Annotated in this window: 20 protein-coding genes; 6 read left to right on the forward strand and 14 right to left on the reverse strand. The window is 73.0% G+C overall.

Features of this window, described 5'->3' with window-relative positions:
- Together IE277_RS09595 and IE277_RS09600 are read right to left on the reverse strand one after the other, a co-directional pair.
- The gene (locus IE277_RS09595; RefSeq protein WP_189950516.1) at positions 1-582 is read right to left on the reverse strand and encodes a (2Fe-2S)-binding protein; all 582 of its coding nucleotides are present in this window, start codon (positions 580-582) and stop codon (positions 1-3) included.
- Positions 582-1475, reverse strand: a complete 894-nt coding sequence (locus tag IE277_RS09600; protein ID WP_189950518.1) for an FAD binding domain-containing protein — start codon at positions 1473-1475, stop codon at positions 582-584. Before IE277_RS09600 ends, IE277_RS09595 begins: the two co-directional genes overlap by 1 nt.
- Before the next feature lie 344 nt (positions 1476-1819).
- Between IE277_RS09600 and IE277_RS09605 the strand changes: the two genes are divergently transcribed.
- Positions 1820-3493 carry a PucR family transcriptional regulator gene (locus IE277_RS09605; protein WP_189950520.1) on the forward strand — a complete coding sequence of 558 codons (1674 nt, stop codon included), beginning with the start codon at positions 1820-1822 and terminating at the stop codon, positions 3491-3493.
- 167 nt (positions 3494-3660) lie between these two features.
- Positions 3661-4428 (forward strand): hypothetical protein, encoded by a 768-nt coding sequence (locus IE277_RS09610; protein WP_189950521.1) that lies wholly within the window; start codon positions 3661-3663, stop codon positions 4426-4428.
- A 147-nt stretch (positions 4429-4575) separates the two neighbouring features.
- Here the strand turns inward: IE277_RS09610 and IE277_RS09615 are convergent, their stop codons facing one another.
- Positions 4576-5373 carry a GntR family transcriptional regulator gene (locus tag IE277_RS09615; RefSeq protein ID WP_189950523.1) on the reverse strand — a complete coding sequence of 266 codons (798 nt, stop codon included), beginning with the start codon at positions 5371-5373 and terminating at the stop codon, positions 4576-4578.
- A gap of 461 nt (positions 5374-5834) precedes the next feature.
- Here IE277_RS09615 and IE277_RS09620 point away from each other — a divergent pair, with 461 nt between their 5' ends.
- The gene (locus tag IE277_RS09620; RefSeq protein ID WP_189950525.1) at positions 5835-6878 is read left to right on the forward strand and encodes a DUF2637 domain-containing protein; all 1044 of its coding nucleotides are present in this window, start codon (positions 5835-5837) and stop codon (positions 6876-6878) included.
- 147 nt (positions 6879-7025) lie between these two features.
- Here IE277_RS09620 and IE277_RS09625 read toward each other — a convergent pair whose 3' ends face one another.
- The 3 genes from IE277_RS09625 to IE277_RS09635 all read right to left on the reverse strand — a co-directional run bounded on the left by IE277_RS09625 (position 7026) and on the right by IE277_RS09635 (position 11050).
- On the reverse strand, positions 7026-7523 hold the full coding sequence (locus IE277_RS09625) for an ATP-binding protein (RefSeq protein WP_189950528.1): 498 nt from the start codon (positions 7521-7523) through the stop codon (positions 7026-7028).
- Between the two features lie 344 nt (positions 7524-7867).
- Positions 7868-9610: a pyruvate dehydrogenase gene (locus tag IE277_RS09630; RefSeq protein WP_189950530.1), complete on the reverse strand. Its 1743-nt coding sequence runs from the start codon at positions 9608-9610 to the stop codon at positions 7868-7870.
- 84 nt (positions 9611-9694) lie between these two features.
- Complete coding sequence (locus IE277_RS09635; protein WP_189950532.1) at positions 9695-11050, reverse strand: protein phosphatase 2C domain-containing protein; 1356 nt, start codon at positions 11048-11050, stop codon at positions 9695-9697.
- A 496-nt stretch (positions 11051-11546) separates the two neighbouring features.
- Here IE277_RS09635 and IE277_RS09640 point away from each other — a divergent pair, with 496 nt between their 5' ends.
- Entirely contained in the window at positions 11547-12527 is a 981-nt protein-coding gene (locus tag IE277_RS09640; protein ID WP_189950534.1) for a helix-turn-helix transcriptional regulator, read from the forward strand.
- A gap of 26 nt (positions 12528-12553) precedes the next feature.
- Positions 12554-13036, forward strand: coding sequence for a DUF456 domain-containing protein (locus tag IE277_RS09645; RefSeq protein WP_189950536.1), 483 nt, complete (start codon positions 12554-12556; stop codon positions 13034-13036).
- Here the strand turns inward: IE277_RS09645 and IE277_RS09650 are convergent.
- Positions 12972-14270, reverse strand: a complete 1299-nt coding sequence (locus IE277_RS09650) for an SGNH/GDSL hydrolase family protein (RefSeq protein WP_189950538.1) — start codon at positions 14268-14270, stop codon at positions 12972-12974. The two genes, IE277_RS09645 and IE277_RS09650, sit on opposite strands and share 65 nt — an antisense overlap.
- Positions 14271-14685: 415 nt before the next feature.
- Positions 14686-15621, reverse strand: a complete 936-nt coding sequence (locus IE277_RS09655) for an alpha/beta fold hydrolase (RefSeq protein ID WP_189950540.1) — start codon at positions 15619-15621, stop codon at positions 14686-14688.
- Between the two features lie 144 nt (positions 15622-15765).
- Here IE277_RS09655 and IE277_RS09660 point away from each other — a divergent pair, with 144 nt between their 5' ends.
- Complete coding sequence (locus IE277_RS09660) at positions 15766-16383, forward strand: TetR/AcrR family transcriptional regulator (RefSeq protein WP_189950541.1); 618 nt, start codon at positions 15766-15768, stop codon at positions 16381-16383.
- Between the two features lie 6 nt (positions 16384-16389).
- Here IE277_RS09660 and IE277_RS09665 read toward each other — a convergent pair whose 3' ends face one another.
- From IE277_RS09665 to IE277_RS09690, 6 genes are all read right to left on the reverse strand, one after another.
- Positions 16390-16893, reverse strand: a complete 504-nt coding sequence (locus tag IE277_RS09665; protein ID WP_189950948.1) for a methylated-DNA--[protein]-cysteine S-methyltransferase — start codon at positions 16891-16893, stop codon at positions 16390-16392.
- A gap of 26 nt (positions 16894-16919) precedes the next feature.
- On the reverse strand, positions 16920-18332 hold the full coding sequence (locus IE277_RS09670; protein ID WP_189950543.1) for a DNA-3-methyladenine glycosylase 2 family protein: 1413 nt from the start codon (positions 18330-18332) through the stop codon (positions 16920-16922).
- 100 nt (positions 18333-18432) lie between these two features.
- Positions 18433-19548, reverse strand: a complete 1116-nt coding sequence (gene rsgA, locus IE277_RS09675; protein WP_189950545.1) for a ribosome small subunit-dependent GTPase A — start codon at positions 19546-19548, stop codon at positions 18433-18435.
- Positions 19549-19791: 243 nt separating this feature from the next.
- Complete coding sequence (locus IE277_RS09680; RefSeq protein ID WP_229881085.1) at positions 19792-21471, reverse strand: SWIM zinc finger family protein; 1680 nt, start codon at positions 21469-21471, stop codon at positions 19792-19794.
- Positions 21472-21692: 221 nt separating this feature from the next.
- Positions 21693-23987, reverse strand: a complete 2295-nt coding sequence (locus IE277_RS09685) for a HEAT repeat domain-containing protein (protein ID WP_189950548.1) — start codon at positions 23985-23987, stop codon at positions 21693-21695.
- A gap of 236 nt (positions 23988-24223) precedes the next feature.
- Entirely contained in the window at positions 24224-25282 is a 1059-nt protein-coding gene (locus tag IE277_RS09690) for a GlxA family transcriptional regulator (protein ID WP_229881088.1), read from the reverse strand.

Here is a 25282-nt window from a genome sequence, read left to right on the forward strand (position 1 = left end):
TCAGACTCCCTCGGACTGGCGGGCGGCCGCGAGGCGGACCGCGTCCATGATCTTCTCGTAGCCCGTGCAGCGGCACAGGTTGCCCGACAGCGCCTCGCGGATGTCCGCGTCGGACGGGTTCGGGTTGCGCTCCAGGAGTTCGTCGGAGGCGACGAGCAGGCCCGGGGTGCAGAAGCCGCACTGGACGGCGCCCGCGTCGATGAACGCCTGCTGGATCGGGCTGAGTTCGGTGCCCTCGCCGGTCTGCGAGTCGGTGCCCTTGGCCCGCCACTGCTGGGCGTCCTGCAGGCTCGTGCCGCAGGCGCCGGTCGCGCAGCCGCTCTCGGAGCGCTGCTGGGCGAAGTCGGCGAGGCCCTCGACGGTCACGACGTCACGGCCCTCGACCTGGCCGGCCGCGACCAGGCAGGAACACACCGGCACGCCGTCCAGGCGGACGGTGCAGGAGCCGCACTCGCCCTGCTCACAGGCGTTCTTGGAGCCGGGCAGGCCCATGCGCTCACGCAGGACGTACAGCAGGGACTCGCCCTCCCAGACGTCGTCGGCTTCCTGCGGGCGTCCGTTGACGGTGAAGTTGACGCGCATTACGCAGCTCCCTCGATGGTGCGGCGGGTGCCGCGGTACGACTCCCAGGTCCAGGTGAGCGTCCGGCGGGCCATCACGCCGACCGCGTGGCGGCGGTAGCTCGCGGTGCCCCGGACGTCGTCGATCGGGTTGCAGCCGGCCGAGCACAGGTCGGCGAACTGCTTGGCGACCGACGGGGTGATGATCTTCCCGTTGTCCCAGAAGCCGCCCTCTTCGAGCGCCGCGTTCAGGAACTCCTCGGCCGCCTTGGCGCGCACCGGGGTCGGGGCGGCGGAGCCGATGCCGGTCCGGACGGTGCGGGTCTCGGGGTGCAGCGCGAGGCCGAAGGCGCACACGGCGATGACCATGGCGTTGCGGGTGCCGACCTTCGAGTACTGCTGCGGCCCGTCCGCCTTCTTGACGTGGACGGCGCGGATCAGCTCGTCCGGCTGGAGCGCGTTGCGCTTGACACCGGTGTAGAACTCGTCGATCGGGATCAGCCGGGTGCCACGGGCCGCGGACTCCGCCTCGACCTCGGCGCCGGCGGCGAGGAGGGCGGGGTGCGCGTCACCGGCGGGCGAGGCCGTGCCGAGGTTGCCGCCGACGCCGCCGCGGTTGCGGATCTGCGGGGAGGCGACCGTGTGCGAGGCGAGCGCGAGGCCCGGCAGCTCGGCACGGAGATTCTCCATGATCCTGGTGTACGGGACGGAGGCCCCCAGCCGTACGCTCTCCTCGCCGACCTCCCACTCGGTGAGGTCGCCGATGCGGTTGAGGTCGAGCAGGTACTCGGGCCGGCGGTGGTCGAAGTTGATCTCGACCATCACATCGGTGCCACCCGCAATCGGCACAGCGGTGGGGTGCTCGGCCTTCGCGGCGAGCGCCTCCTCCCAGCTGGCGGGGCGAAGGAAGTCCATGACCGGCTCTCTTCTTCTTCGTCTCGTGGGTCGTACAGATTGAGCCAATCCGTGTGCGGCGGGCCCGGCTCGTTCATGTCCTGTTAACGCGGAGTGGACTCAGTACACCGCCCACGACTCCCAAGGGGTCAGTCACCGAAACCATGAAGGAGTTGGCTGGCCACGGCGGGCATCTTGTAGATTCGTATGAACGGAGGTCATCGGTAACCTCTCCGCTTTCCTGAGGAAACGCAGGAAACAGTGCGGAGACTCCGGAGAGCGCCCTGTGCGGCCCCGTGTCGGGCCCATCCCGTCACCCTCCATGATCCATCGTAGGTTTCGAGACAAAGAACGGCGGCGACGAGATGCGGCTGCGCGCACTTCTGGACACCGATGCGCTGGGCCTGCGGCTGCTCGGCGGCGAAGACGAGCTGGACCGCTCGGTACGCGGGGTCATGACAACCGACCTGCGCGACCCGAGCCGCTACCTCTCCGGGGGCGAGCTGGTGCTGACCGGCCTGGCCTGGCGCCGGGACGGCGCCGACTCCGAGCCGTTCGTCCGGATCCTGGTGCAGGCCGGGGTGGCGGCGCTCGCGGCCGGCGAGGCGGAGCTCGGCGATGTGCCGGACGACCTGATGCTCGCCTGCGCCAAGCACCGGCTGCCGCTGTTCGCGGTGCACGAGTCGGTGGCCTTCGCGACGATCACCGAGCACGTCGTACGGCAGGTCTCCAGCGAGCGGGCCGGCGATCTGGCGGCCGTCGTGGACCGGCACCGGCGGATGATGACCTCGGGCCCGGCGGGCGGCGGCCCCGACGTGGTCCTGGACCTGCTCGGCACCGACCTGGACCTGCGCGCCTGGGTGCTCTCGCCCACCGGCCGGCTGATCGCCGGCTCCAAGGTCACGGGCCCGGAGCTGCCCCCGGAGGCCTGCGCCCGGCTCGCCGCCGAGCACCTGGCGGCCACCCGCACCGGCCGACGCGGCCCGCACCGGGTCCTGCTGGGCGGCACGACGTACTCGCTGTTCCCGATCCGCTCCTCCGGCCGCTCCCCGCAGGCCGCCCGCGATGTGCGCCAGTCGGTGCTCTCGGACTGGCTGCTGGCCGTCGACGCGGACGCCGGCGACTGGCCCGAGGAGCGCCTCGACCTGCTGCAGGGCGTCACCCAGCTGATCGCGGTCGAACGGGACCGCCGGGACGCGGCGCGCACCGTGCGGCGCCGGCTGGCCCAGGAGGTGCTGGAACTGGTCCAGACCGGTGCCGCGCCGGCCGAGATCGCGGCCCGGCTGCGGGTCGCGGCCCCGGTGCTGCTGCCCGGGCTCGGCGCGGCCCCGCACTGGCAGGTCGTGGTGGCCCGCGTGGAGTGGGACGGCAGCGAGATCGAGGGCGGCCCGGTCGCCCAGTCGCTCCTGGAGGAAGTGCTGGTCGACCCGACGGCGACCGGTCCGGAGCCGTCCGACCGGATCGCGGTGGCGCACACCGGCGACGAGGCGATCGCCCTGGTGCCGCTGCCGGCGGTCTCCTCCGAGCACGACGGCCCGGAGACGGGATTGTTGGCCGATTCTCTACTGCAGTCGGTGCGCGAGACGCTGTCGGCGGGTTTGAACGACGACGGACGGCTCACCCTCGGCGTCAGCGCGGCCGTGCACTCGGCCGAGGGCCTGCGCGGCGCCCTGGAGGAGGCCCGGCACGCCCGCCGGGTGGCCGCGGCCCGCCCCGGCCGGGTCTGCGCCGCGGGCCACCAGGAGCTGGCGTCGCACGTCCTGCTGCTCCCCTTCGTCCCGGACGACGTCCGCCGCGCCTTCACGGCCCGGCTGCTGGACCCGCTGACGGACTACGACCGCCGGCACCGGGCCGAGCTGATCCCGACCCTGGAGGCCTTCCTGGACTGCGACGGCTCCTGGACCCGCTGCGCCACCCGGCTCCACCTGCACGTCAACACGCTGCGCTACCGGGTGGGCCGGATCGAGCAGTTGACGGGACGGGACCTCTCCCGCCTGGAGGACAAGCTGGACTTCTTCCTCGCACTGCGGATGAGCTGAGGCCGGCGGGGGCGCGCAGGGGCCAAACCCGGTCACGCCGGCGCCCCACTACTTTGTGAAATCTTTCACCCACCCTCTTGGCCCCGCCGGGCGATCGATGCTGGAATGCCGCCACCACTCAACAGCTCGATGGCGTGCTCGGGGAGGGCAACGTGGCGCATACCGCCATGTCTGGTAACGGAACGACCCCTGGTGACGATCCGCTCCAGACCGCGGTATGGCGGCTGCGTTCGCGGGCCTGCTGGGCGGACGCGGCGGCCCTGCTGCCGCCCGACAGCCCCGCCACGGCCCTGCAGCGGGCCGCGCTGCTCGTCGAACGGTGCCTGTACACCGAGCGGGGCTGGGCGGACGCGGAGGACGCCCTGCGGACGGCGGAGGCGCTCGCGCACGGCGACGAGGAGCGGGGGGCCGCCGCCTGCGAACGGGGCCAGCTGGCCTACACGGCCACGCTGCACGGGGTGCGCGACCGCGCGGACGAGGCGCGGGCCGCGCTGGGCCGGGCGGCGGCGCTGATCCCTCCGGGGGCGCCGGGCCGGGCCCTGCTGGACTTCCGCCGGGGGCTGATCGCCGAGAACCTGACCCGCTCCCCGCAGGCGGCGCGGGCGGCGTACCGCCGCGCCCACGCGGGCGCCACGGCGCACGCCGACCCGCTCCTGCTGTCCTTCACCTGGCGCCACCTCGCCGGACTGGCGCTGCGTGACGGCGAGTTGGCGGAGGCACGGCAGGGCTTCGCCGAATCGCTGCGCATCCGGGAGGAGTTGGGCTATCTGGTCGGTACGGCGCCCGCGCTCGCCTCGCTGGCCGACGCGGAGTCCGAGCCGGAGGCTTCGCGGCTGCGGGAGGAGGCGCGGCGGTTGTTCCGGCTGCTGGGCGGCGTCCCGACGTGGCTGGCACGGCAGCTGACTCCGCCGGGGCCGGGGGTGGCTACGGCGTAGGGGCGGGCGGGTGCCGACTCATTGCCGAGTGCGGGCCGGCGGGGTCTGGTCGCGCGGTTCCCCGCGCCCCTCGGGAGTTGCGGCTGACGTCGGCCGCATGATCCCGCCGCCGCGCCCGGCCCGCCCGGGCATACCACCGAGCGCCCCTCAGCCGACGCCGGCGAAGTGCCCGGTCACCAGCCCCCGCACCACATCCACGTCCCCGGCGATCAGCGCGTCCAGGAGAGCCATGTGTTCCGCCGCGTCCGCGACCAGATACGCCCGGCCGTGCCGGACCGGGGGCCACTGGGAGCGGCGGTGGAGGTCGGCGGCGACCCCGACCAGCTGGTCGTTGCCCGACAGGGCGAGCAGGGCGCGATGGAAGGCCCGGTCGCACTCCGCGTACGTCGCCGGGCAGCCGTCGGCCGCCGCGCGCACCGTCTCCTCCGCCAGCGGACGCAGCTCGGCCCACCGCTCGCCCGGCACCGTCCGGGCGAGCCGCAGCATCACCGGCACCTCGATGAGCGCACGGACCTCCGCCAGCTCGGCCAACTCCCGCGCCCCCCGCTCGACCACCCGGAAGCCCCGGTTGGGCACGACCTCGACCGCGCCCTCCAGGGCGAGCTGCTGCATGGCCTCCCGCACGGGCGTCGCCGAGACGCCGAACCGTTCGCCGAGCACCGGCGCGGAGTGGACCTCGCCCGGCTTCAGCTCCCCGGTCACCAGCGCCGTACGCAGCGCGTCCAGGATCTGCCCGCGCACCGAGGAACGCTGCACCGCCGATCGCGGACCGGGAACCGGCCGCTCACCGTGGGTGTGCTCGCCCCGCGCGGCGGGCAGGGCGGCGCCCCGCTCACGGACGGCGTCGAGGACGTCCGCCACGCGCGCCTGGGCGGGCACCCGGCCGCCGCCGGTACGGCGCTGCGGGGTCCCCGGCCCGGCGGAGCCCTGCGTGCTCTGCTTCACGGGTCCTCCTGGCGGCTTGTCGGCACTTGGGTCATTAACGGTGAGTTGTCACTTGTCCGTCAAGCACCATAGGCGCCCGGGGCGACAGTTCAAACTCCAAGAAGATCGGGCGAGGTTAGCCTTGCCTAATCACGGCGCCCGCGATCAAGGATCGGCGGTGCCGCCGGACCCGCCGGGTCCACTAAGATCATCATCGGCTACGGCCACCATGCGCGGACGGCTCCCGCAACAGCACGTCACACCTTCCCCACCAGTCGCAGGAAGTTTCCACGGAACCGCCCGTCCGGGTAGTCTTATTCGAACTCAACTCCCGCCCCTCAAGCGGCAGTTCGAGCAGAACGCCGTCCTGGGCATCCCCTTGCACTTCATTGGCGGCCTCTTGCCCCGAAACCCCCTGAGGGCCATCGGGAGTGGGCCACTATGGCGGGCGTTACGCCCTATCCCAATGCAAGGGACCCCTGATGAAGCTGACCGACATATCGCTGAACTGGCTGCTTCCGGGCGCCGTACTGCTCCTGGGCATGCTGGCAGCGGTGGCGGTGCTCGCGCGCGGCAAGCGCTCCTCCGGGGAGAACGCGAGCGCGGATGACTCCTGGGAGCGCAGCGAGGAGCGTCGCAGACGCAAAGAGGCCATCTACGGCACGGCCTCCTATGTGCTCCTGTTCTGCTGTGCGGCGGTCGCCGCCGCCCTCTCCTTCCATGGCCTCGTCGGCTTCGGCGAGCAGAACCTGGGGCTGACCGACGGCTGGCAGTACCTGGTGCCGTTCGGCCTGGACGGCGCGGCGATGTTCTGCTCCGTCCTCGCGGTGCGCGAGGCCAGCCACGGTGACGCCGCGCTCGGCTCCCGGATCCTCGTGTGGATGTTCGCCGCGGCGGCGGCCTGGTTCAACTGGGTGCACGCGCCCCGGGGAGCCGGCCACGCGGGCGCCCCGCAGTTCTTCTCCGGTATGTCGCTGTCCGCGGCCGTCCTGTTCGACCGCGCGCTGAAGCAGACCCGCCGGGCCGCGCTGCGCGAGCAGGGCCTGGTGCCGCGCCCGCTGCCGCAGATCCGCATCGTGCGCTGGCTGCGCGCCCCCCGCGAGACCTACAAGGCCTGGTCGCTGATGCTGCTGGAGGGTGTGCGCAGCCTGGACGAGGCCGTCGAGGAGGTCCGCGAGGACAAGCGGACCAAGGACGAGACCCGGCAGCGCCGGCGTGAGCAGCACCGCCTGGAGCGGGCTCAGTTGAAGGCGATCAGCCGGGGCCATCGCGGGTTCGTCGGGCGTGGCGCCCGGCAGGTCGAGGTACAGGCGGTGGAACGTGGCTCCGCCGAAGTCACCGCGGAGCCTGCCATATCCACCGCGGAACAACTGCCCGTCCGCGCCCGTCCCTCCCTGCAGCCGGTCCGCAGCGGATCCGCTGAGCACACGACGGTCGACCTCACCGCCGAGGACGACACCATGGCCCTGCCCCGTCTGGACTCCCTGGAGCGCAAGCTGAAGGATCTGGAGCAGCAGTTCGGCTAGGAGCACCGCTCATGACGGGTCGGGGCGTGACCACGCGGGTCACGCCCCGACCCGTGTCCTGGCCTTCCTCCTGCACACCCTGTCCCGCCGAACCCTGAGAGCACCCTGTCCCGCCGTACCGTGCGGGCCCGCGAGGCCCGCGGAGCGTCACGCGGCCTCGGCGCCCAGTTCGAACCACACCGACTTGCCCACCCCGTGCGGCCGTACGCCCCAGGCGTCCGCGAGGGACTGCACCAGCACCATGCCCCGCCCATGGGTGTCGTCGTCGGTGTCCGGGCCCGTCAGCGCCGGTCTGCGGGCCACGAAGTCCCTTACCTCCACGCGGAGTCCGCCCGGCTCCACGACGGCCGTGAGGACCGCGTCGTGCTCGGTGTGGACCAGCGCGTTGGTGACCAGTTCACTGGTGAGCAGTTCGGCGATCTCCGAGCGGCCGGGCTTGCCCCAGTGCCGCAGCAGTTCGCGCAACTCCCGGCGGGCCTCGGGCACCGCCCTGAGATCCGCCCGCCCCAGTCTGCGCCGGAACCGGTGCGCGTGTTCCGTGATGGTGCCGGTCACTTCCCCCGTGGACTCCCCCACCGTCTCCCCCGTCGCCGCCGAGGAGCCTTCGGCGACCGCGGGACCGCCCCCTCGTGCCTGACTCTTCATGACCCCCGCCCGCACGCCGCCGGACCCTGCCCCCTGGTCGAACACGTTCACGGGGGATGCTTGCCCAGCCCGCACACAGGCAGTCATGACCCAGGCCCGATGACCGGCGGTTCGGCCACGGCGGTACGGCGTCCGGGCCGCCCGGCGATCCATCCCGTACCGGGATCACCGGCCTCCCACCGGGCACTGGGCGCCACGGACCCCGCGAAACGGCAAGGCAGATGCGCCCGGCACCAGCCGTCGGCACACCGTCACGCGCCGTGAAAGTGGCCGAAATCCACTCCCTTACGGGCCAGTACGCGTCCTTGCATGAACGGCGCCCGCGGACAGGGCTCGGACAGAGCCTACGGACGCGGCACGTTGCGCAGGTTGGAGCGGGCCAGTTGGAGCATCCGGCCGACGCCGCCGTCCAGGACGATCTTGGAGGCGGACAGAGCGAATCCGGTGACCATCTCGGCGCTGATCTTCGGCGGGATGGACAGCGCGTTGGGGTCGGTGACGATGTCCACCAGCGCCGGTCCCTTGTGCCTGAAGGCGTCCTTGAGGGCCCCGGCGAGCTGCTTGGGCTTCTCCACCCGCACCCCGTGGGCACCACAGGCGCGGGCCACGGCGGCGAAGTCGGGGTTGACGTTGGTGGTGCCGTACGAGGGCAGTCCGGCCACCAGCATCTCCAACTCGACCATGCCGAGGGAGGAGTTGTTGAACAGGACGACCTTGACGGGGAGGTCGTACTGCACGAGCGTCAGGAAGTCGCCCATCAGCATGGCGAAGCCACCGTCGCCGGACATCGACACCACCTGCCGGCGCATGTCGGTGAACTGGGCGCCGATCGCCATGGGCAGCGCGTTCGCCATCGAGCCGTGCGAGAACGAACCGATGATCCGGCGGCGCCCGTTGGGCGAGATGTACCGCGCGGCCCACACATTGCACATGCCGGTGTCCACGGTGAACACGGCGTCGTCGTCGGCCAGTTCGTCGAGGACGGCGGCCACGTACTCGGGGTGGACCGGGATGTGTTTGTCGACCTTGCGGGTGTAGGCCTTGACCACGCCCTCCAGCGCGTCGGCGTGTTTCTTCAGCATCCTGTCGAGGAACCGCCGGTCGGTCTTCTCCCTCACCCGCGGGATCAGACAGCGCAGCGTCTCGCGCACATCGCCCCACACGGCGAGGTCGAGCCGGGAGCGGCGGCCGAGCACCTCGGGCCGCACGTCGACCTGGGCGATCCGCACGTCGTCGGGCAGGAAGGCGTTGTACGGGAAGTCGGTGCCGAGCAGGAGCAGCAGGTCGCACTCGTGGGTGGCCTCGTAGGCGGCGCCGTAGCCGAGCAGTCCGCTCATGCCGACGTCGTACGGGTTGTCGTACTGGATCCACTCCTTGCCGCGCAGGGCGTGCCCCACCGGGGACTTGATCCGCCCGGCGAACTCCATGACCTCGGCGTGCGCGCCCGCCGTGCCGCTGCCGCAGAAGAGGGTCACCCGTCCGGCCTCGTCGATCATCCGGGCGAGCGCGTCGATCTCGGCGTCGCCGGGCCGGACGGTGGGCCGGGAGGTGACGAGGGCGCTCCGCGCGGCCTTCTCCGGGGCCGGTTCGGCGGCGATGTCGCCGGGCAGCGCGACCACGCTGACCCCGCTCTGTCCGACCGCGTGCTGGATGGCCGTCTGCAGCAGCCGGGGCATCTGCTTCGGGTGGGAGATCAGCTCGCTGTAGTGGCTGCACTCCGTGAACAGCCGGTCGGGGTGGGTCTCCTGGAAGTAGCCGAGGCCGATCTCGCTGGACGGGATGTGCGAGGCGAGTGCGAGCACCGGGGCCATGGAGCGGTGCGCGTCGTACAGACCGTTGATCAGATGCAGATTGCCCGGGCCGCAGGAGCCGGCGCACGCGGTCAGCTTCCCGGTGAGCTGGGCCTCGGCGCCGGCCGCGAAGGCGGCGGTCTCCTCGTGGCGTACATGGATCCAGTCGATGGCGGAGTTGCGGCGGACGGCGTCCACGACCGGGTTGAGGCTGTCGCCGACCACGCCGTACAGACGGCGTACGCCGGCGCGGACGAGGATGTCGACGAACTGTTCGGCAACATTCTGTTTGGCCATGTTCTCTCGTCTGCCCCTTCGATGGTCCCGGCTACCGCGACGACCTCCGTGGTCCTCGGTCCCATCAATCCACAGGGGCGGCGGTTACGCCTCCCACACGGCCGCCACCGTACGGTCGTCGGCGTAACCCTTCACCCGTACCTGGGTGTCGGCGAGGAACGCGGCGAGGCCGGGCGGGGTACGGCCGGACCAGCGGCGGGCCAGATAGGCGCAGAGCGCGGCCTCTCCGCGCAGCGGCTCGGCCAGACCGGCGCTGCACATCACCAGCGCGTCCCCCGGGCGGGCCGGCGAGGCGTGGAACCGGAACGGCGCGCTCGGCGGCTGTGGAGCGGGCTCGTAGGGGCTCGGCGGGGTCGGGATGCCGAGGTCCAAGGTGAACCGGTCACCCTCGCCGCCGCTGTTGTCGGAATCGACCCGCGGCTCGATGTCCTGCCACTCCCCGGCCCGCAACCGGAACAGGCCGCCGTCGCCGACACCGAAGAACACGCGGGTACGGCAGTCGGGGTCGGCGGGCAGCAGCAGACAGCGCAGGCTCGCCGTGTACATCCCGGGATCGACGCCCTGCTCGACGGCGCTCGCCCGCAGCTTGCCGAGGCTGCGGTCGGTCAGCCGGTGCAGCCCCGCCTTCAGCTCGCCGCGCCGGGCGGCCCGGATGTCCTCCGCGAGCCCGTGCTGGCTGTGGCCCACGGCGCGTGCGATCCACCGGCACGCCTCGGCCGCCGCGAGATGCGCGTCCGGCGTGCCGCGCACCCCGGTCGCCATCGCGACGAGCACCAGCGCCTGCCGCCCCGTCCCGAACCGGGCGGTGAGCAGCGAGTCCCGGCGCGGCTCGCCCCGGTACCGCGCCGAGTCCCCGCGCATCGACACGGCCCGCAGTGTGCACGTCCCGTACCGCGCGCCGTCCAGCACGGTGTCGGCGACCAGCTCGCCCAGCCCCTCCGGATCGACCCCGGGCAACGCGGTCGGCTCGGGATCATAGGTGGGCGGCCCGGACCCGACATAGTCGGCGCCGAAGGGCGAAACGGGTGTGACGGGTGGAACGACCGACGTCACCGGACCACCCGGGCCGGCCGCGGGACCGCCCGCGGCGGGGTCGGACCGGGTGGCCTCGGGCATGTGCGGAGGCGGGACGGGGGCCGGCGCGTCCCGCGGCTCGGCGGGGGTGGGCGGGGCCGGGGCGGGCGAGGTGTCGGTGACGCGTTGTGGCGGTACGGCGGGCCGGTCGGGCCGCGCTCGGCGCGGGGTGTCGTCCCCGCGTGCCACCGTGCCGGGTCCCCTGCCCGCGATCGGGGCGGGCGTCACCGTGTGCTTCGCGGAGGCGAAGCGGTCGTCCAGGGTGTCGTGCGCGGCCGTGGCGCCCGTGTCCTCGGTGGAGTCGTCGTACAGCTGTCCCCACCAGTCGTCCTCGGGACGGGCGGGCCTTCCCCCCTGCTGGCTCATGCCCTTCATTGTCCACCGCGCGGGCCGCGGGAAAACGGGGCATCGGGAAAATCCGGCCCACCTGGTCGCCTCGAACGGCGTGGCGAGTGAGGGACTGAACAGCCGTACGAAGGGCGGCAGATGGTCGCCGGACGGCCCCACCCCCCACGGGAGGACCGCCCGGCGACGTCCGAAGTGACCCGGCCCCGGATCCCCTTCGCGTGGTTCGCACACGTCCGGGCCCGGGCCACGTACCGGGCGGCCGGGCCTCGATACGGCACCGGTCGGATGGCCGGATTGTGGCTTGGTTTCCTGGGACGCAGCTGTGAATCGAAAACACCCTGCGCCTCCCGCGGTGCTGCCACCTTGGCAGACTCACCTCCGCTACGGCGATGATGTTCCGCGGCGGGTTTGCGCCGTGGCCGGTTCCCGCCAGGCCGCAGCCGTCGTGGCGGCTTGTCGGTGGCGTGTTCCCGGGCCTGACCGAAGGCCCGTCGCAGGGAGGGACGAGAGGCCGGTGCTGGCAGCGATAGGGCTGGACGAGACGCACGAGGCGGCGTACCGGGCGCTGGTGTCCGTGGGCGCCGCCGACGTGTCCGATCTGGCGCGGCGCCTGGCGCTGGCCGAACGGGACGCCGAGCGGGCGCTGCGCCGGCTGGAGGGGCACGGGCTCGCCGCCCAGTCACCGGCCCGGCCGGGCCGCTGGGTGGCCGCGCCGCCCGGGGTGGCACTGGGCGCGCTGCTCACCCAGCAGCGGCACGAGCTGGAGCAGGCGGAGCTGACGGCGGCGCTGCTCGCGGAGGAGTACCGGGCGGCCGCGGCGGAGCCGGCCGTGCACGACCTGGTGGAGGTGGTGACCGGCGCCTCGGCGGTCGCCCAGCGTTTTCTGCAGTTGCAGCTGGGGGCGGCCCACGAGGTGTGCGCGCTGGTGACCGGCAATCCGGTGGTCGTGTCCGGTGTGGAGAACGAGGCGGAGGAACAGGCGGCCGGGCGCGGTGTGGGCTACCGGGTGGTGGTGGAGCGTGCGGTGCTGGACCTGCCGCACGGGCTGACCGAGCTGGCCGCGGCGCTCGCCCGTGACGAGCGGGTGCGGACGGTGGACCGGGTGCCGACGAAGCTGGTGATCGCCGACCGTTCGCTCGCCATGGTGCCGCTGACGTCGAGGACGGCGGAGCCGGCCGCGCTGGTGGTGCATGCCAGCGGGCTGCTGGAGCTGCTGGCCGGGCTGTTCGAGTCGGTGTGGCGGGAGGCGGTGCCGCTGCGACTGGGCCCGGCGGGGGTGGCCGAGGCCCAGCCGGACGGCCCGGACGCCACCGATCTGGAGGTGCTGTCGCTGCTGCTGGCCGGGCTGACCGACGCGAGCGTGGCCAAACAGCTCGATCTGGGCCTGCGGACCGTGCAGCGCCGGGTACGGCGGCTGATGGAGCTGGCCGGGGTGACCACTCGGCTCCAGCTGGGCTGGCACGCGTACGAACGGGGCTGGGTCACCCGCACCTAGGGCGTGTCATGGGGCACTCTGGGCAGATGGGAGTGTGGGAACTCCTGCTGGTCGGCGTGGTCATCGTGCTCGGCCTGTGCGGAGTACTGGTGCCCGGGGTCCCGGGGTCGTGGCTGGTGTGGGCCGGGGTGCTGTGGTGGGCGCTGACGGATCCGCGGCCGTCGGCCTGGGCGGTGCTGGTGGGCGCCACCGGGGTCCTGCTGCTGTCGCTGCCGGTGCGCGCCGCCCTGCCGCCGCGCAGGCTGCGGCAGAGCGGCGCCACCTTGGCGATGGGCGCGTACGCGGGTGCGGGCGCGTTCGTCGGGTTCGTGCTGCTGCCGGTGCTCGGCGCGCTGCCCGGGTTCATGGCCGGCATCTATCTGCACGAGCGGCTGCGCCTCGGCCGCCACGGCGAGGCGATGGCCTCCCTGCGTACGGCGATGCGCTCGGGCGGTTCCCGTGTGTTCACGGAACTCTTCGCCTGTCTGCTGATCGCTGGAGCCTGGCTGGGGGCGGTGCTGTGGCACTGAGCGCCCACCGGGCCCGTCCACCGGCCGTCGGACCACCGGCCGTCAGCCCGCCCGTCGGCCCGAGCGCCCGGCGCACCGCGTCCGCGATCCTGGCCATGCCCGTGTCGTTGAAGTGCAGATGGTCGCCGGGGTCGTAGGCGGGCAGCAGCCGGGTGGCGTCGCCGGGGTCGCGCAGGGCGGCGTCGGCGTCGGCGATCGCGTCGAAGGCGCCGCCGGTGCGGATGAACGTGTTCACCCGCTGCCGTACGGCCTCCCGGGCGGCGGTGTAGGCGGAGAAGCCGCGGTACGGGGTGAGGGTGACGCCGACGACCCGGACGCCCCGGGCGTGGGCGCGGTTGACGAGCGCGCGGTAGGCGTCGGCGTAGGCGGCGACGTCGTCGGCCGTCGGCGTGCCCTTGATGTCGTTGATGCCCTCCAGGACGACCAGGACCCGTACCCCGGTCCGCTCCAGGGCGTCGGCGTCCAGGCGGGCGAGGGCGTTCGGTCCCGTGCCGTCGTGCAGCAGCCGGTTTCCGGAGATTCCGGCGTTGAGGACGCCGAGCCGGCCGGTGCGGAGCTGTTCGGCGAGCCGGTCGGGCCAGCGGTGGTTGGCGTCGGGAGTGGAGCCGTTGCCGTCGGTGAGGGAGTCGCCGAGCGCGACGACGCTGCCCGCGTTGTCGCCGAAGACGTCGACGCCGGTGACGTAGTACCAGCGGTTGACGGTGGTGGTGTAGCCCGCGCCGCTCTCCTGGGCGGCCCGGCCCGCGCCGGCCGGGGCGACGTAGTTGGTCTGCAGCGCGGTCTGGTGGTAGGTCGCGGGGCCGTCGTCGCCGGGGGTGTACACGGTGACGAGGAGGTCGGCGGCGGCCGGCACGGACAGCGTCACCGGATCGGTGAACGTGTCCTGGCCGGGCGGGACCGTGACGGTCGGGGCGCCCTTGAAGGTGGCGGTGCGCAGGGTGCCGGGTACGGCGTCCGGGCCGGCCGCCCGGCGCAGCGCGACGGTGACCGCGCCGAGCCGCAGCGGTGCGGTGCCGAAGCGGTTGCTGAGCCGGATGCGCACGGCCGTGCCGCCGACGCTGAGGTGGACGACGTTGCGGACGGCGGCGCCGGGCAGTGCGGCGGCGGTTCCCGACGGCGCGGTCTCCCAGCTGCCGGTCCACACCGGCGGCGCCTGCGCCGCGACCGCCGACGTGCTCGTGCCCGGCAGCATCGCCAGCAGCACCACCGCGAGGACCCGTCTGACCCCGGCCATCTCCGAACCCGCCCTTCCCCGTTGCTCGTCGGAGCAGACCGTGCCACACAGCCGGCCCGCACAACCGCACCTTCGGCCGGGGTCCACCCGCTCGGCGCAACCGCGAGGAGGACGGCGGGACCGGGGGGCGCGGAGCCGATGCGCGGGCGTGGCGGAGGGGGTCAGGGCTGTGGGGGAGGAAGGGGCAGGTGTGTGCGGCGGGGCGGGCGGGGCAGATGCGCTGGGGCCTGTCCGGCGGATCAGGTCGCGGGAAAGTGACGGTGCCTCATCGGCGCAGGTGAGCAGGGGCTGGTGAGTCCGGCTGCAAGGCGGAGGAGGGCGTCGACGCGATGGGCGTGCCGGCCCCCGCGTCCGCGACAGGATCCCCCGGACAGGCCCTGGGCCGCCTGGCCACCGTCGCCCCTCGCGCCCCGGCCTAGAGAGGCGAAGACAGGCCGCGTTCGGCGGAGTTCATGAAGTCCAGCATCAGGCCGTTGGCCCGCTCCGCGTGATCGATCTGGGGTCCGTGGCCGGTGCGGGAGATGATCTCGGCCCTGGCGCCGGGGACCAGCCGGGGTACGCGCTCCACCTGCCGCTCCGGGTGCACCAACAGGCTGCGCCGGCCCAGCACCAGGTACAACGGGGTGCGGATGGCGGACAGTTCGGCCTCGGTCAGCGGCTGGGGCACGGGCCGGCGGATGCGGTAGGCGCGCACACCGGTCCTGATCATGGCGCGCAGCTCCGGCACGACGAGGACCGGCTGCTCCAGCCAGGACGCGAGGCGGGGCCTCAGCCGCTTCGGGGCGAAGGTCGCGAACAGGCTGGCGAAGATCCAGACGAAGAAGCGCAGCCCCACCTTCTCCAGACCGCCGGGATCGAGCAGCGTGACGGAGGCGAGGCCGTGGGTGCCGCGGTACGCCTGGTTCAGCGCGAGCCATCCGCCGTACGAGGAGCCGACGAGGTGCACCCGGTCGAGCCCGAGCCCGGCGAGCGTCTCGTCCAGCCAGCGCGCGGCGTGCTCCGGCTCATGGATGGGCGCGCGCTGCACGCTGCGGCCCGGGTCTCCCGGGGTGTCGATGGCGTAGACAGGCCGTTCGGCGCCGAGGGCCGGGGTGTTGGGGTACCACATGGCGGAGCAGGAGCCGGCGCCGTGGACGAGGACGACGGGGGTTCGCTCGCGGGCCGCCGGGTCCTCGGGGTCGTGGCGGTAGACGTGCGTGGTCCCGTACGACGTCTCCACGTCCCGCTCCCAGGAGATGGGCGCGCCCAGGGCGTACAGCGCGTCGCACGCCGCGAAGTAGCGCTCGCGCCAGGCGTCGCTGACGTAGCGGCCGACGTCGGGGCGGGGACGGGTGCTTGCGGACTCGGGCACGGCAACCTCCGGGACAGACGGTCTTTGTGATACGAACGTACCACGTTGGTGGTACGGCTGTATCATCAACGGTGGCCGGCCCGCAAGGGGCCGCCGGAAGCGGAACCGGCCGACGGACGCCGGCGAGGAGCGGAGCAGCGGACGATGCCCAAGCGCGTGGATCACGCAGAGCGGCGCACCGAGATCGCACAGGCCCTGGTCCGGGCCGCCGGACGGCTCGGCCTGCACGCGGTGGGGATGCGGGACGTGGCGGCCGAGGCGGGGGTGTCGCTCCGGCTGGTGCAGTACTACTTCGAGTCCAAGGAGAAGCTGCTGCTCTTCGGGCTGCGGCAGCTGGCAGCGCAGTTCGGGGCGCGGGTGGCCGCCCGGGTGCGCGCGGCCGGCGAGGATCCCGGGCCGCGGGCGGTGATCGAGGCGGTGCTGACGGCGGCCCTGCCGGTCGACGACGAGAGCCGGCTCTTCCACCACCTCTACACCTCGTACGCCGTCCTGTCCGTGACCGACGAGGCCCTCGCCGCCCAGCCGTTCATCAAGGACCCCGACGCCGCCGAGGCCACCCTGAGCGGGCTGCTGCGGCAGGCGGCGGACGCCGGGCTGCTGCGGCCCGGCGTGGACGCCCGCGCCGAGGCGGTCGGGCTGCTGGCCATGTCCGCGGGGCTCGGCACCAGCGTCCTGGTCGGCCAGCGCGACGCGGACTCCGCCACCGCCGTTCTCGGCTACCACCTGGACCGGATCTTCCGGGACCGGCCCACCGGCCCGTGACAGGCTCTATCCGGCGAGCGCGCCCTCCAGGGTCAGCAGTCGCGCCTTCCGCTCGACGCCGCCCGCGTACCCGGTCATCGACCCGTCCGCGCCGATGACCCGGTGGCACGGGCGCACGATCAGCAGGGGGTTGGCGCCGATCGCGCCGCCGACCGCGCGAACGGCCGCACGCGATGCGCCGATCCGCGCGGCGATCTCTCCGTACGTCACGGTGGCGCCGTACGGCACCTCGTCCAGGGCCGCCCACACCCGCTGCCGGAACTCGGTGCCATGCGGGCTCAACGGCAGCTGGAATTCCTTGAGTTCAGCGGCGAAGTAGGCGGCGAGCTGATCCGCGGCGGCGCGGAACGGCCCGGCGTCGTACCGCCATCCCTCCGCCTCGGCGCTCTGCACGCTCCGCCCGCCCTTCTGCCCGGGCACGGACAGCGAGGCGAGCGCTCCGCCCGCGTCTGCGGTGAGCAGCAACTTCCCTACAGGGGAGTCGAGTTGGGTCCAGTACATGGTCGTCATCACTTCCGTGGTCATCGCTTCCGCAGTCATCGGTTCCACTCCCCTGCCACCCGCAGATGCTGTACGGCGTACGAGCGCCAGGGCCGCCAGTCGTCGGACACCTCGGCGCCGGGCGGGGCCACGTCCGGATCGCCGAGGGCGCGCGTCCGCAGGGCGGCGACGGCGTCCGGGTCCATGCCGGGCAGGGCGAGCAGGGCGTGCTGCGCGTCGTCCCGGTCGGCGCCCGGGTCCAGCCGCACGGTGCCGTCGGCGAGGGCGGCGGCCAGCGCCCCGAGCGGGCCGTCCGGTGCGGCCTCGGCGAGGGCGGCGGGCTCGGGGAAGAGATGGGTGAGGGTGCCGCAGGGCGCGTCGAGCACCTTGCCGCACCGGCGCACCAGTTCCGCCGCGCCGGCCCGCCCCGCCAGGGCGCGGACGGCGGGCTCCAGCGGGTCCACGGCGCCGGGCGAGCGCAGCCCGGGCCGGGCGGCGACCAGCGGCCCGAGCCGCGGGTCGGCACCGAGCCGCTCGTCCACGGCGTACGGGTCCGCGTCGAGGTCGAACAGCCGCCGCAGCCGCTGCACCGCCGTGGTGAGGTCCCTGTGGTCGGTGAGGTGCAGCCGCGCGTCGAGCCAGCCGCCCGGGCGGGTACCGGCAGCGGCCCGCACCGCGTGCGTGCGCTCCCGGACGGCGACGATCCCGGTGCCGTACGGCAGCCGTAGCGTGCGCCGGTAGGTGCGGCCGCCGGGCGGGCCGGACACCTCCTCGACCCCGCTGACCGCCTCCCGGGCGAGCTGGTCGAAGACGGCGGCGGCCTGGTAGGGGCCGCGGTGGGCGAGCCGGAGCGGTATCCCGGCGCCCGGGGCGGCCCGACGGGCACCGCGCCCGCGGGCGGCACCCCGGCCGCCGGGAGCCGCGGTCCGCAGCTCTGTGGGCGTCGAGGCGTACACCTCGCGGACCGTGTCGTTGAACTGCCGGACGCTGGCGAATCCGGACGCGAACGCGATCTCGGTGACCGGCAGGTCGGTGGTCTGCAGCAGCACCCGCGCGGTGTGCGCCCGCTGGGCGCGGGCGAGTGCCACCGGCCCGGCGCCGAGTTCCGCGGTGAGCTGCCGCTGGACCTGCCGGGCGCTGTAACCGAGGCGCGCGGCGAGCCCGGCGACGCCCTCGCGGTCCACGACGCCGTCGGCGATCAGCCGCATGGCCCGCCCGACGGCGTCCGCCCGTACGTTCCACTCGGCCGAGCCCGGCACGGCGTCCGGCCGGCACCGCCGGCAGGCCCGGAACCCCGAGCCCTGCGCGGCGGCGGCCGTCGGGAAGAACCGCACGTTGTGCCGCTTCGGCGTCACCGCCGGACAGCTGGGCCGGCAGTAGATCCCGGTGGTCTCGACGGCGAAGAAGAACACGCCGTCGAACCGCCCGTCACGGCTCCGCACCGCCTCGTACCTGGTGTCCTCGTCCATCACATGTACCAGTGTGGGGCCCTGCCGAGGCGCCCTGCTGGCGGAAATCGGACGTGCAGCTGACCGGTGCCTCCCGCGCGGCTGACCTGCGCCTTTCCGGCTAGAAGCGCCCTCGCTTGAACTCCATCGCCGCCCTCCCTTCCGCGCCCTTGCGCTTCCAGTCCCGGCGAAGCTCCGCACGGATCCGGGCGTCGGTCTTGGCGACGATCCGCTGGTTCTCGCGCACCAGCTTCCGGTAGCTGTCCAGCCGCCGCACCGCGAGTTCCCCGTTCTCCACGGCGGAGCGCACCGCGCAGTCCGGCTCGGACTCATGGGCACAGTCGTGGAAGCGGCACCGCTTCGCCAGTTCCGCGATCTCGGCGAAGACCTGGCCGACCCCGGCCTCGGCGTCGTACAGGCCGACACCGCGCAGCCCGGGTGTGTCGATGAGGACCCCACCCGAGGGCAGGGCGAGCAGATTGCGGGTGGTCGTGGTGTGCCGGCCCTTGCCGTCGACGTCCCGCGCGGCCTGTACGTCCATGACGTCCGCGCCCACGAGGGCGTTGGCCAGCGTGGACTTGCCCGCGCCGGACTGGCCGAGCAGCACGGACGTGCCGGAGCCGACGAGCGCGACGAGGACGTCGAGTCCCTCGCCGTGCAGGGCGCTGACGGTGAGCACGGGCACGCCGGGCGCGCTCGTCTCGACGTCCTGCACCAGATGGGCGAGGGTGACCGGATCCGGCACGAGGTCGGCCTTGGTGAGGACGACGACGGGCTGGGCTCCGGACTCCCAGGCCAGGGCGAGGAAGCGCTCGATGCGGCCGAGGTCGAGATCGACGGCGAGCGAGAGGGCGACGACGGCGTGGTCGACGTTGGCCGCGAGGATCTGCCCGTCGGACCGCTTGGAGGAGGTGGAGCGCACGAACGCGGTGCGACGCGGCAGATACGCGCGGACGTAACGCGGATCACCGTCGGCGTCGACGGCGACCCAGTCCCCCGTGCACACGACCTTCATCGGGTCACGGGGAACGACGAACTCGGTGTCGGCGCGGACGATGCCGACGGGAGTGACGACGTCGCACTGGCCACGGTCGACCCGTACGACGCGCCCGGGCAGGAGGCCCTGCTCGGCATGAGGAGCGAACTCGGCTTCCCAGCCCTCGTCCCAGCCGTACGGGGCCAGAGGGTGCGACGAAGCGGAAGAAGCCGAAGAAGCCGAAGGAGAAGAGAGATTCAAGGGGAACCCTTCACAGGGGCGGCCCCGGCTCTGCGCACGTGTGCGCTGTGAGAAAGGTCAGCCGGCGGCCACGGAGGTGGAGTGGATGATCTTCTGGTTGCGGGCAGTGCCCGTCACAGAGACAGCCATCGGTCACACCTCCCGTTCCTCACTCAGCCGACAACAGCGGCGGACAGCCACTGCGTGAAGTGGACCTCACCCTAGAGGCGCGCGTATTCGAGCGCCACCGATTTTCCGGCGGTGTCACAGGTCGTGCTGGACGAGCAGCCTCATCAGGTTCCGCTTGCGCTTCTGGCTGGCACGCAGAGCGGCGAGGTACACGGTGAACTCGTCTTCGGTGCCCAGGCGCCGATGGCAGTCGCGCATGCTCAGCAGCAGGCCGGTCAGTCGCGCGTAGATGGCGTTCCCCGTCTGTGTCATGAGGGGTTCGGCCAGCCTGAGGTAGACCCCGAGCGCGTCGGCAGGGCGGTCGGCGCGGGCCTGGTCGGCGAGGGCGAGCCACTGTCGGTCATGTGCATGCGTTGCGGCCGCGGCCCGCCAGGCGGCCTCGACGTCGCCGTCATCGAGCAGGGCATCGACCAGGACCGGGCCGCCGTACCAGGACTGCTGCTGCCCGGCGTCGGCGCGCAGCAGCACGAGCGCCTGCTCCCGCTCGGCCTGCCAGCAGCCGGCCGCCTGTGCCGTCGTACGCAACTGCTGGTACGCGACCAGGGAGCGGCGGGCGGTGAACTGGACGCGACGCAGGGCGACGCCGTCATGGAGCCGGTTGGCGCGGGTGTAGCGGTCGCAGAGGTAATCGATCAGAGCGTGGTCGGGGGTGACATCGTCGTGTGCTTCCTCAACGCCGCGTTCCGCCCACCGCAGGGCCTCGTCCGGACGACCGGCTGCGTCCAGTTCGCGGGCGACGCTCAGGTGAGTGCTGCCGTCCGGGGCGAGATCGGCCGCGTGCACGGCGACCCAGCCGTCCACGTCTCCTTCCGCCCTGGCCAGCCGTTCCATCAGGTACTTCTCCGCCCAGCCGGTGCGGTTGCCGCGCCAGGCCGTAACCGCCAACTCCCTTACCCGGCACATTCCTTGAGCGCCGAGGACATCCGCGTAGTCGAGGGGATCGATGCCGGTGAGGTCGTCCACGTCACTGAGCAGGTGACCGACCAGCCATCGCGCGGTCTCGTCCGGGTCGGGGCGTGCTGCGCGGCACGCGTTGAGGTGGGCTTCGGCAAGCGCAGCCCCGATTCGGCCCAGGTGACCGTCGGAGTCGTCGATCGCGTCCTGCCCCTCGCTCAGCAGCCGCATCGCCTCCCGGCACAGGGATGTCGCGTCCGCGGGCCGCCCGGCGGCGGTCAGCGCGGCGATCGCGGACACCGCCTGAGAAGCCTGCTCGCCGTAGGCGTGGGCATCGGCGTACTCCACGTAGCCGTACCGTGCGAAGGGTGCGGTGTCGAGGAGTTCCCGAATGCGGGCGCGGACCTCGGCCAGGTCCCCATGGGCACTCGCCGCCCGTAGCTCCAGTCGGCGCGCCAACTGCCGGTCGTCGGCAATCTGTTCCCGTACCAGGGCGAGCAGCTCGTCCTTGGAGCGCGCAGCCAGCCACGCATCCAGCTCCTGGGCACGAGTCCTGGCCCGGCCGCGCTGCCTGGGCACCGCCTCGGGCTCGGCGAGCACGGTCAGGCCGAGGGCGACCAGATGCTTGCAGAAATTGCCCTCCACGCCGTACGGGCAGTCGCACTCCCCAGCGAGGCCGTCGGGCCCGTCCAGGGTCAGCTCCGCCTGATAGGCCTCCGTCCCGTGCACGGTGGCCGTGATCCAGCCGTCGCCGACCTCCACGGCGGTCACCTCGGCCAGATACCCTCGGCCCCGCTCGAAGGAGCGTGGCCCGGCCAGCGCCCGCAGGTCGTCCTCGTCGAAGTCCAAGTCCTGTGCCACATAGACATTCAACCGGAGGAGCGGAGCGGCGGCGCCCACAGTTTGGCATCGCCGTGTCGGTGGGCGCCCCCCCGAGTCGATCGCTGCGCGGACCAGGATCTCGTTGATCACAGATCAAAGGTAGTCGGCGGGGGCGTATCCGGCTTTTTCGCACCACGTCTTGGGGCAAGCCGCCGTAGAGCTACCTGAACACACCGCACGAGACGTCAGCCTGAAGGGGCTCAGCGCGCCGGCAGAGTGGCCAGCATGGTAGAGGCGAGTTCCCGCACCTCCTCGTCCAGCGCCATGCCCCGCCAACCGCCGCTGTCGCTGATCCGCTCATCCCTGTCCAGGCATGCGTGCAGCAGCGGTGCGAGCGCACGGGCCTCGGATCTCATATCGGTGACCCTTCGCAACGCCGCCAGTTCGATCGGGCCGTAGGCCGCGCCCGGCCGCGAGTCCAGGACGCGTTGGAACACCTGGAGTGCCAGGCCGCTGTCGCCGGTCACCCGCCAGTGCGCCCAGGCGACGAGGACGGCCTCGTGACTCCTCCACCACCGCTCGTTCGCACGCAGCCACTGTTCGGGCCAGCGCATCCGGCTCGCCCCGGCCCCTGGTCCAAGTACGGAGAGACAGCGGGCCACGGTGCTCGCGAGCGTCGCCGCGTCACGCGCCGCCAAAGCCGCTGTCGCGGACTCCGGAAGGCTGTCCTCGCGCCCCGCTTCAGCGCCCTGGCGCAGAGGAGCCGTCATGGTGAGCACCTCGTCCACCGTGCACAGCAGTGCCGCCTCGTCGCCGACGACAGCAAAGCGGGTCCAGGCGGCGGTGAGCGCGGTGACCCAGAGGTCCGCCGGTCCGGGTACGCGCTGTCGGCCGGGCGATGGGTGGGCCGGGGTCTCTTCGCCGGTGGGAGAGGTGTCGTGTGCGCGGCGCGCGGACATCTGCGTCGACGACGCCTCCAGAGCCAAGCGCTCCACTCGCTCCAGGTGCGGGACGCAGTGTGCGGCAGCGGGCCCCACGGCCTCGATCACGGTGCAGGCCAACCGGGGGTGCGCGGAGTCCAGCAGGGCTTCCAGTTCGGGCACCGCCTCGGCTGCCGCGGGCCCGCATGCCACAAGGGCCTCGCAGAGCAGGTGGATTCGCGGCAGGCTGTCCGTCCGCAGACCGTTTGCGGCGCCGTCCTCGGTGCGGGCCTGCGCCAGGCATCGAGCGAGCGCAGACCGCAACGCGGGGGCCAGCAGCGCTCCGTGCCGTGCGGCGCACGCGACCAGGGCCTCACGCAACGGAGGTTGCGCGAACCAGTAGGAGCGCCCGTTGTAGTGGGCGGACGGCCCGAACCCCTCGTTCTCCTCGTGGTCCAGGCCGTGCACCAGCGTGGGGACGGCACGTACGTCCCCGTGCCGGGCCAGCGCCCAGGCGGCCCGGATCGCAGTCGGACGGTGCGGATCGCCGAGCGCTTCGGCGAGGCGGTCGTCGAACACGGCGCCGGCGGTGCCCGCTGCCGCGAGCAGATCGGCGGATCTCATGCGGTTCTCCGGCTCGGAATCCGTCAGCGTGGCTCCGATCAAGGGGATCAGCGCCGAGGCGGCCGATCGCCATCGTCTCATCGCGTCACCGGCCGCCTGCAGTGCGCCGGTACGAACCTGCGCCCGCTCATCTCTGATAAGAACACGGATGACGTTCAGCCATGCGGCCGCATCGTCACCGCACACGGCGCACAACGCCCCGGCCAGGCGCGAACCGTTCTCGCCCCACGCCGAGTAGGCCTTGTGAGGAGTGGCCGGCGCGAGGGCTGCGTCGAGCAGATCCCGCCAGCTCACGGCGGCTGGGTCAAGACGTTTGTCCGCCGCCAGACAGGCGAGCCTGAGTGCGTCCGTGTTCCGGTCCGGTGCCGCCGTGAGGCGGCGCACCGCCGCCGCGAGCGCGGCGGCCGAGGAAGTGTTCGACTCACGCGCCTTGGCCGCCGCCCGCGCGCCGTCCAGTCTCAGCGACACGCGCAGAGCGAGGTCCGGCTCCACCGCATCGCGGCCGACCAGTGCCTCCATGGCATCATCCGTGCGCGGCGACCACAGAGCGTACTTCCACAGCAGGGCCGCCGCCGCGGTCCGCACTGAGTGGTCGGCATCGTCCAGCAGCGCGACCAGAATGTCGTGCCCGGCAACCAGCGCCGCACGACAGGACACCGCATGCCCGGCCGAGCGCCATGGCTCACGCATCTCGTTCTGCAGGGCCGCGAAACGGCCGACCAGCTCCACGATCGCGGCCCGCATGGGCAGACCGGGCGTGGCTGCGAGTTCGACAAGGAAAGGCACGGCCGCCGCACCCGCCGCATACACGGCGCCGCCCTGGTGGTAGATCGAGGCGTCCAGGTGATCCAGCCGCTCTTCTCGTTCGGGATCCTCTCCGGCTCGCGCCAGCAAGCGGAGCGTGGCCGGGACATCGTCAGCGGCCCCGTACGCGTGCCCCAGCTCCGCCCACGGAATGTCATCAAGGCCGTTGAGCGGCGCGAGAACCTCGTCCGTTGCCGGTGAGGACACGGACGCGGCACATTGATCCGCGCCGCCGGAATGTGCGAAGCGACTGGCTGTCACGGGAGCTTCCCTCAGGAGCCGAGGTCGTCCGCCCCGGGAGCTTCACAGGTATCCGATCCATCCGGGATCCGCAACAGGTTTCGTGCCGTGGCAACGCCCCTTCCCCGGACGTCACGCGGATCACCGCCGGCGTCGATGAACTCCTGGTTGCGGGCAACGCCCGTCACAGAGACAGCCATCGGTCACACCTCCCATTTTCCGGCGGGGGCACGGTCGGCGGCGTCGGCCGGCTGACGGCCGGTAGGGCCGTGGTGCCGGCCCTGGAAGGTACGGCGGTACGCGGCGGGTGAGACGCCGATCGCGGCGGCCAGGTGCTGGCGCAGCGAGGAGGCGCTGCCGAACCCGGCCTGCTCGGCGACCCGGTCCACCGGCAGATCGCTGGACTCCAGCAGTCTGCGGGCGAGTTCGAGCCGCTGGGCGGTGAGCCACTGGCCGGGGGTCTGGCCGGTCTCGGCGAGGAAGCGACGGCTGAAGGTGCGCACGCTCATGCCCGCCTGGGTGGCCAACTGGGCCAGCTGGATGGGCTGGTGGAGCTGCCGGAGGGCCCATTCGCGGGCCCCGGCGGTGTCGCTGCCGGTCGCATCGGGGACGGGTCGGGCGATGTACTGGGCCTGTCCGCCGTCACGCCATGGCGGAACGACGCACAGGCGGGCGACCTGGTTGGCGATCTCGCTGCCGTGGTCGTGACGGATCAGGTGCAGGCAGAGGTCCATGCCGGCGGCGGCGCCGGCCGAGGTGAGTACGTCGCCGTCGTCCACGTAGAGCACGTCGGGGTCGAGCGGGGTCCGCGGGTACAGCTCGCGGAAGCGCTCGGCGTGCGCCCAGTGTGTGGTGGCGGGTCGGCCGTCGAGCAGCCCGGCGGCGGCGAGGACGAAGGAGGCCGTGCAGATCGACACCAGGCGGGTACCGGGCCGGAGTCGGGCCAGCGCGGCGGCGACCGGCCCGGGGAGCGGCTCGCTGCCGCCGGTCGGGTCGGCGACGGCCGCCACGATCAGGGTGTCGGCGGTGGCGATCACGCCCGCGTCGTGCTCGACGGCGATCGAGAAGTCCTCACTGGTGCGCACCGGCCGGCCGTCCGGGGTGCAGGTGATCACCTCGTAGAGCCGGTTGCGGTCCGGGCCGCGGGCGAGGCCGAACGCCTTGGCGGGGATGCCGAGTTCGAAGGGGACGACGCCGGGGAGGGCGAGGACGACGACGCGGTGCATCGCTTGCGGCACGGCTTGCTGCATGACTCGCTGCAT

It is taken from the genome of Streptomyces alanosinicus (assembly GCF_014650595.1).
GTDB classification, from domain to species: Bacteria; Actinomycetota; Actinomycetes; order Streptomycetales; family Streptomycetaceae; genus Streptomyces; species Streptomyces alanosinicus.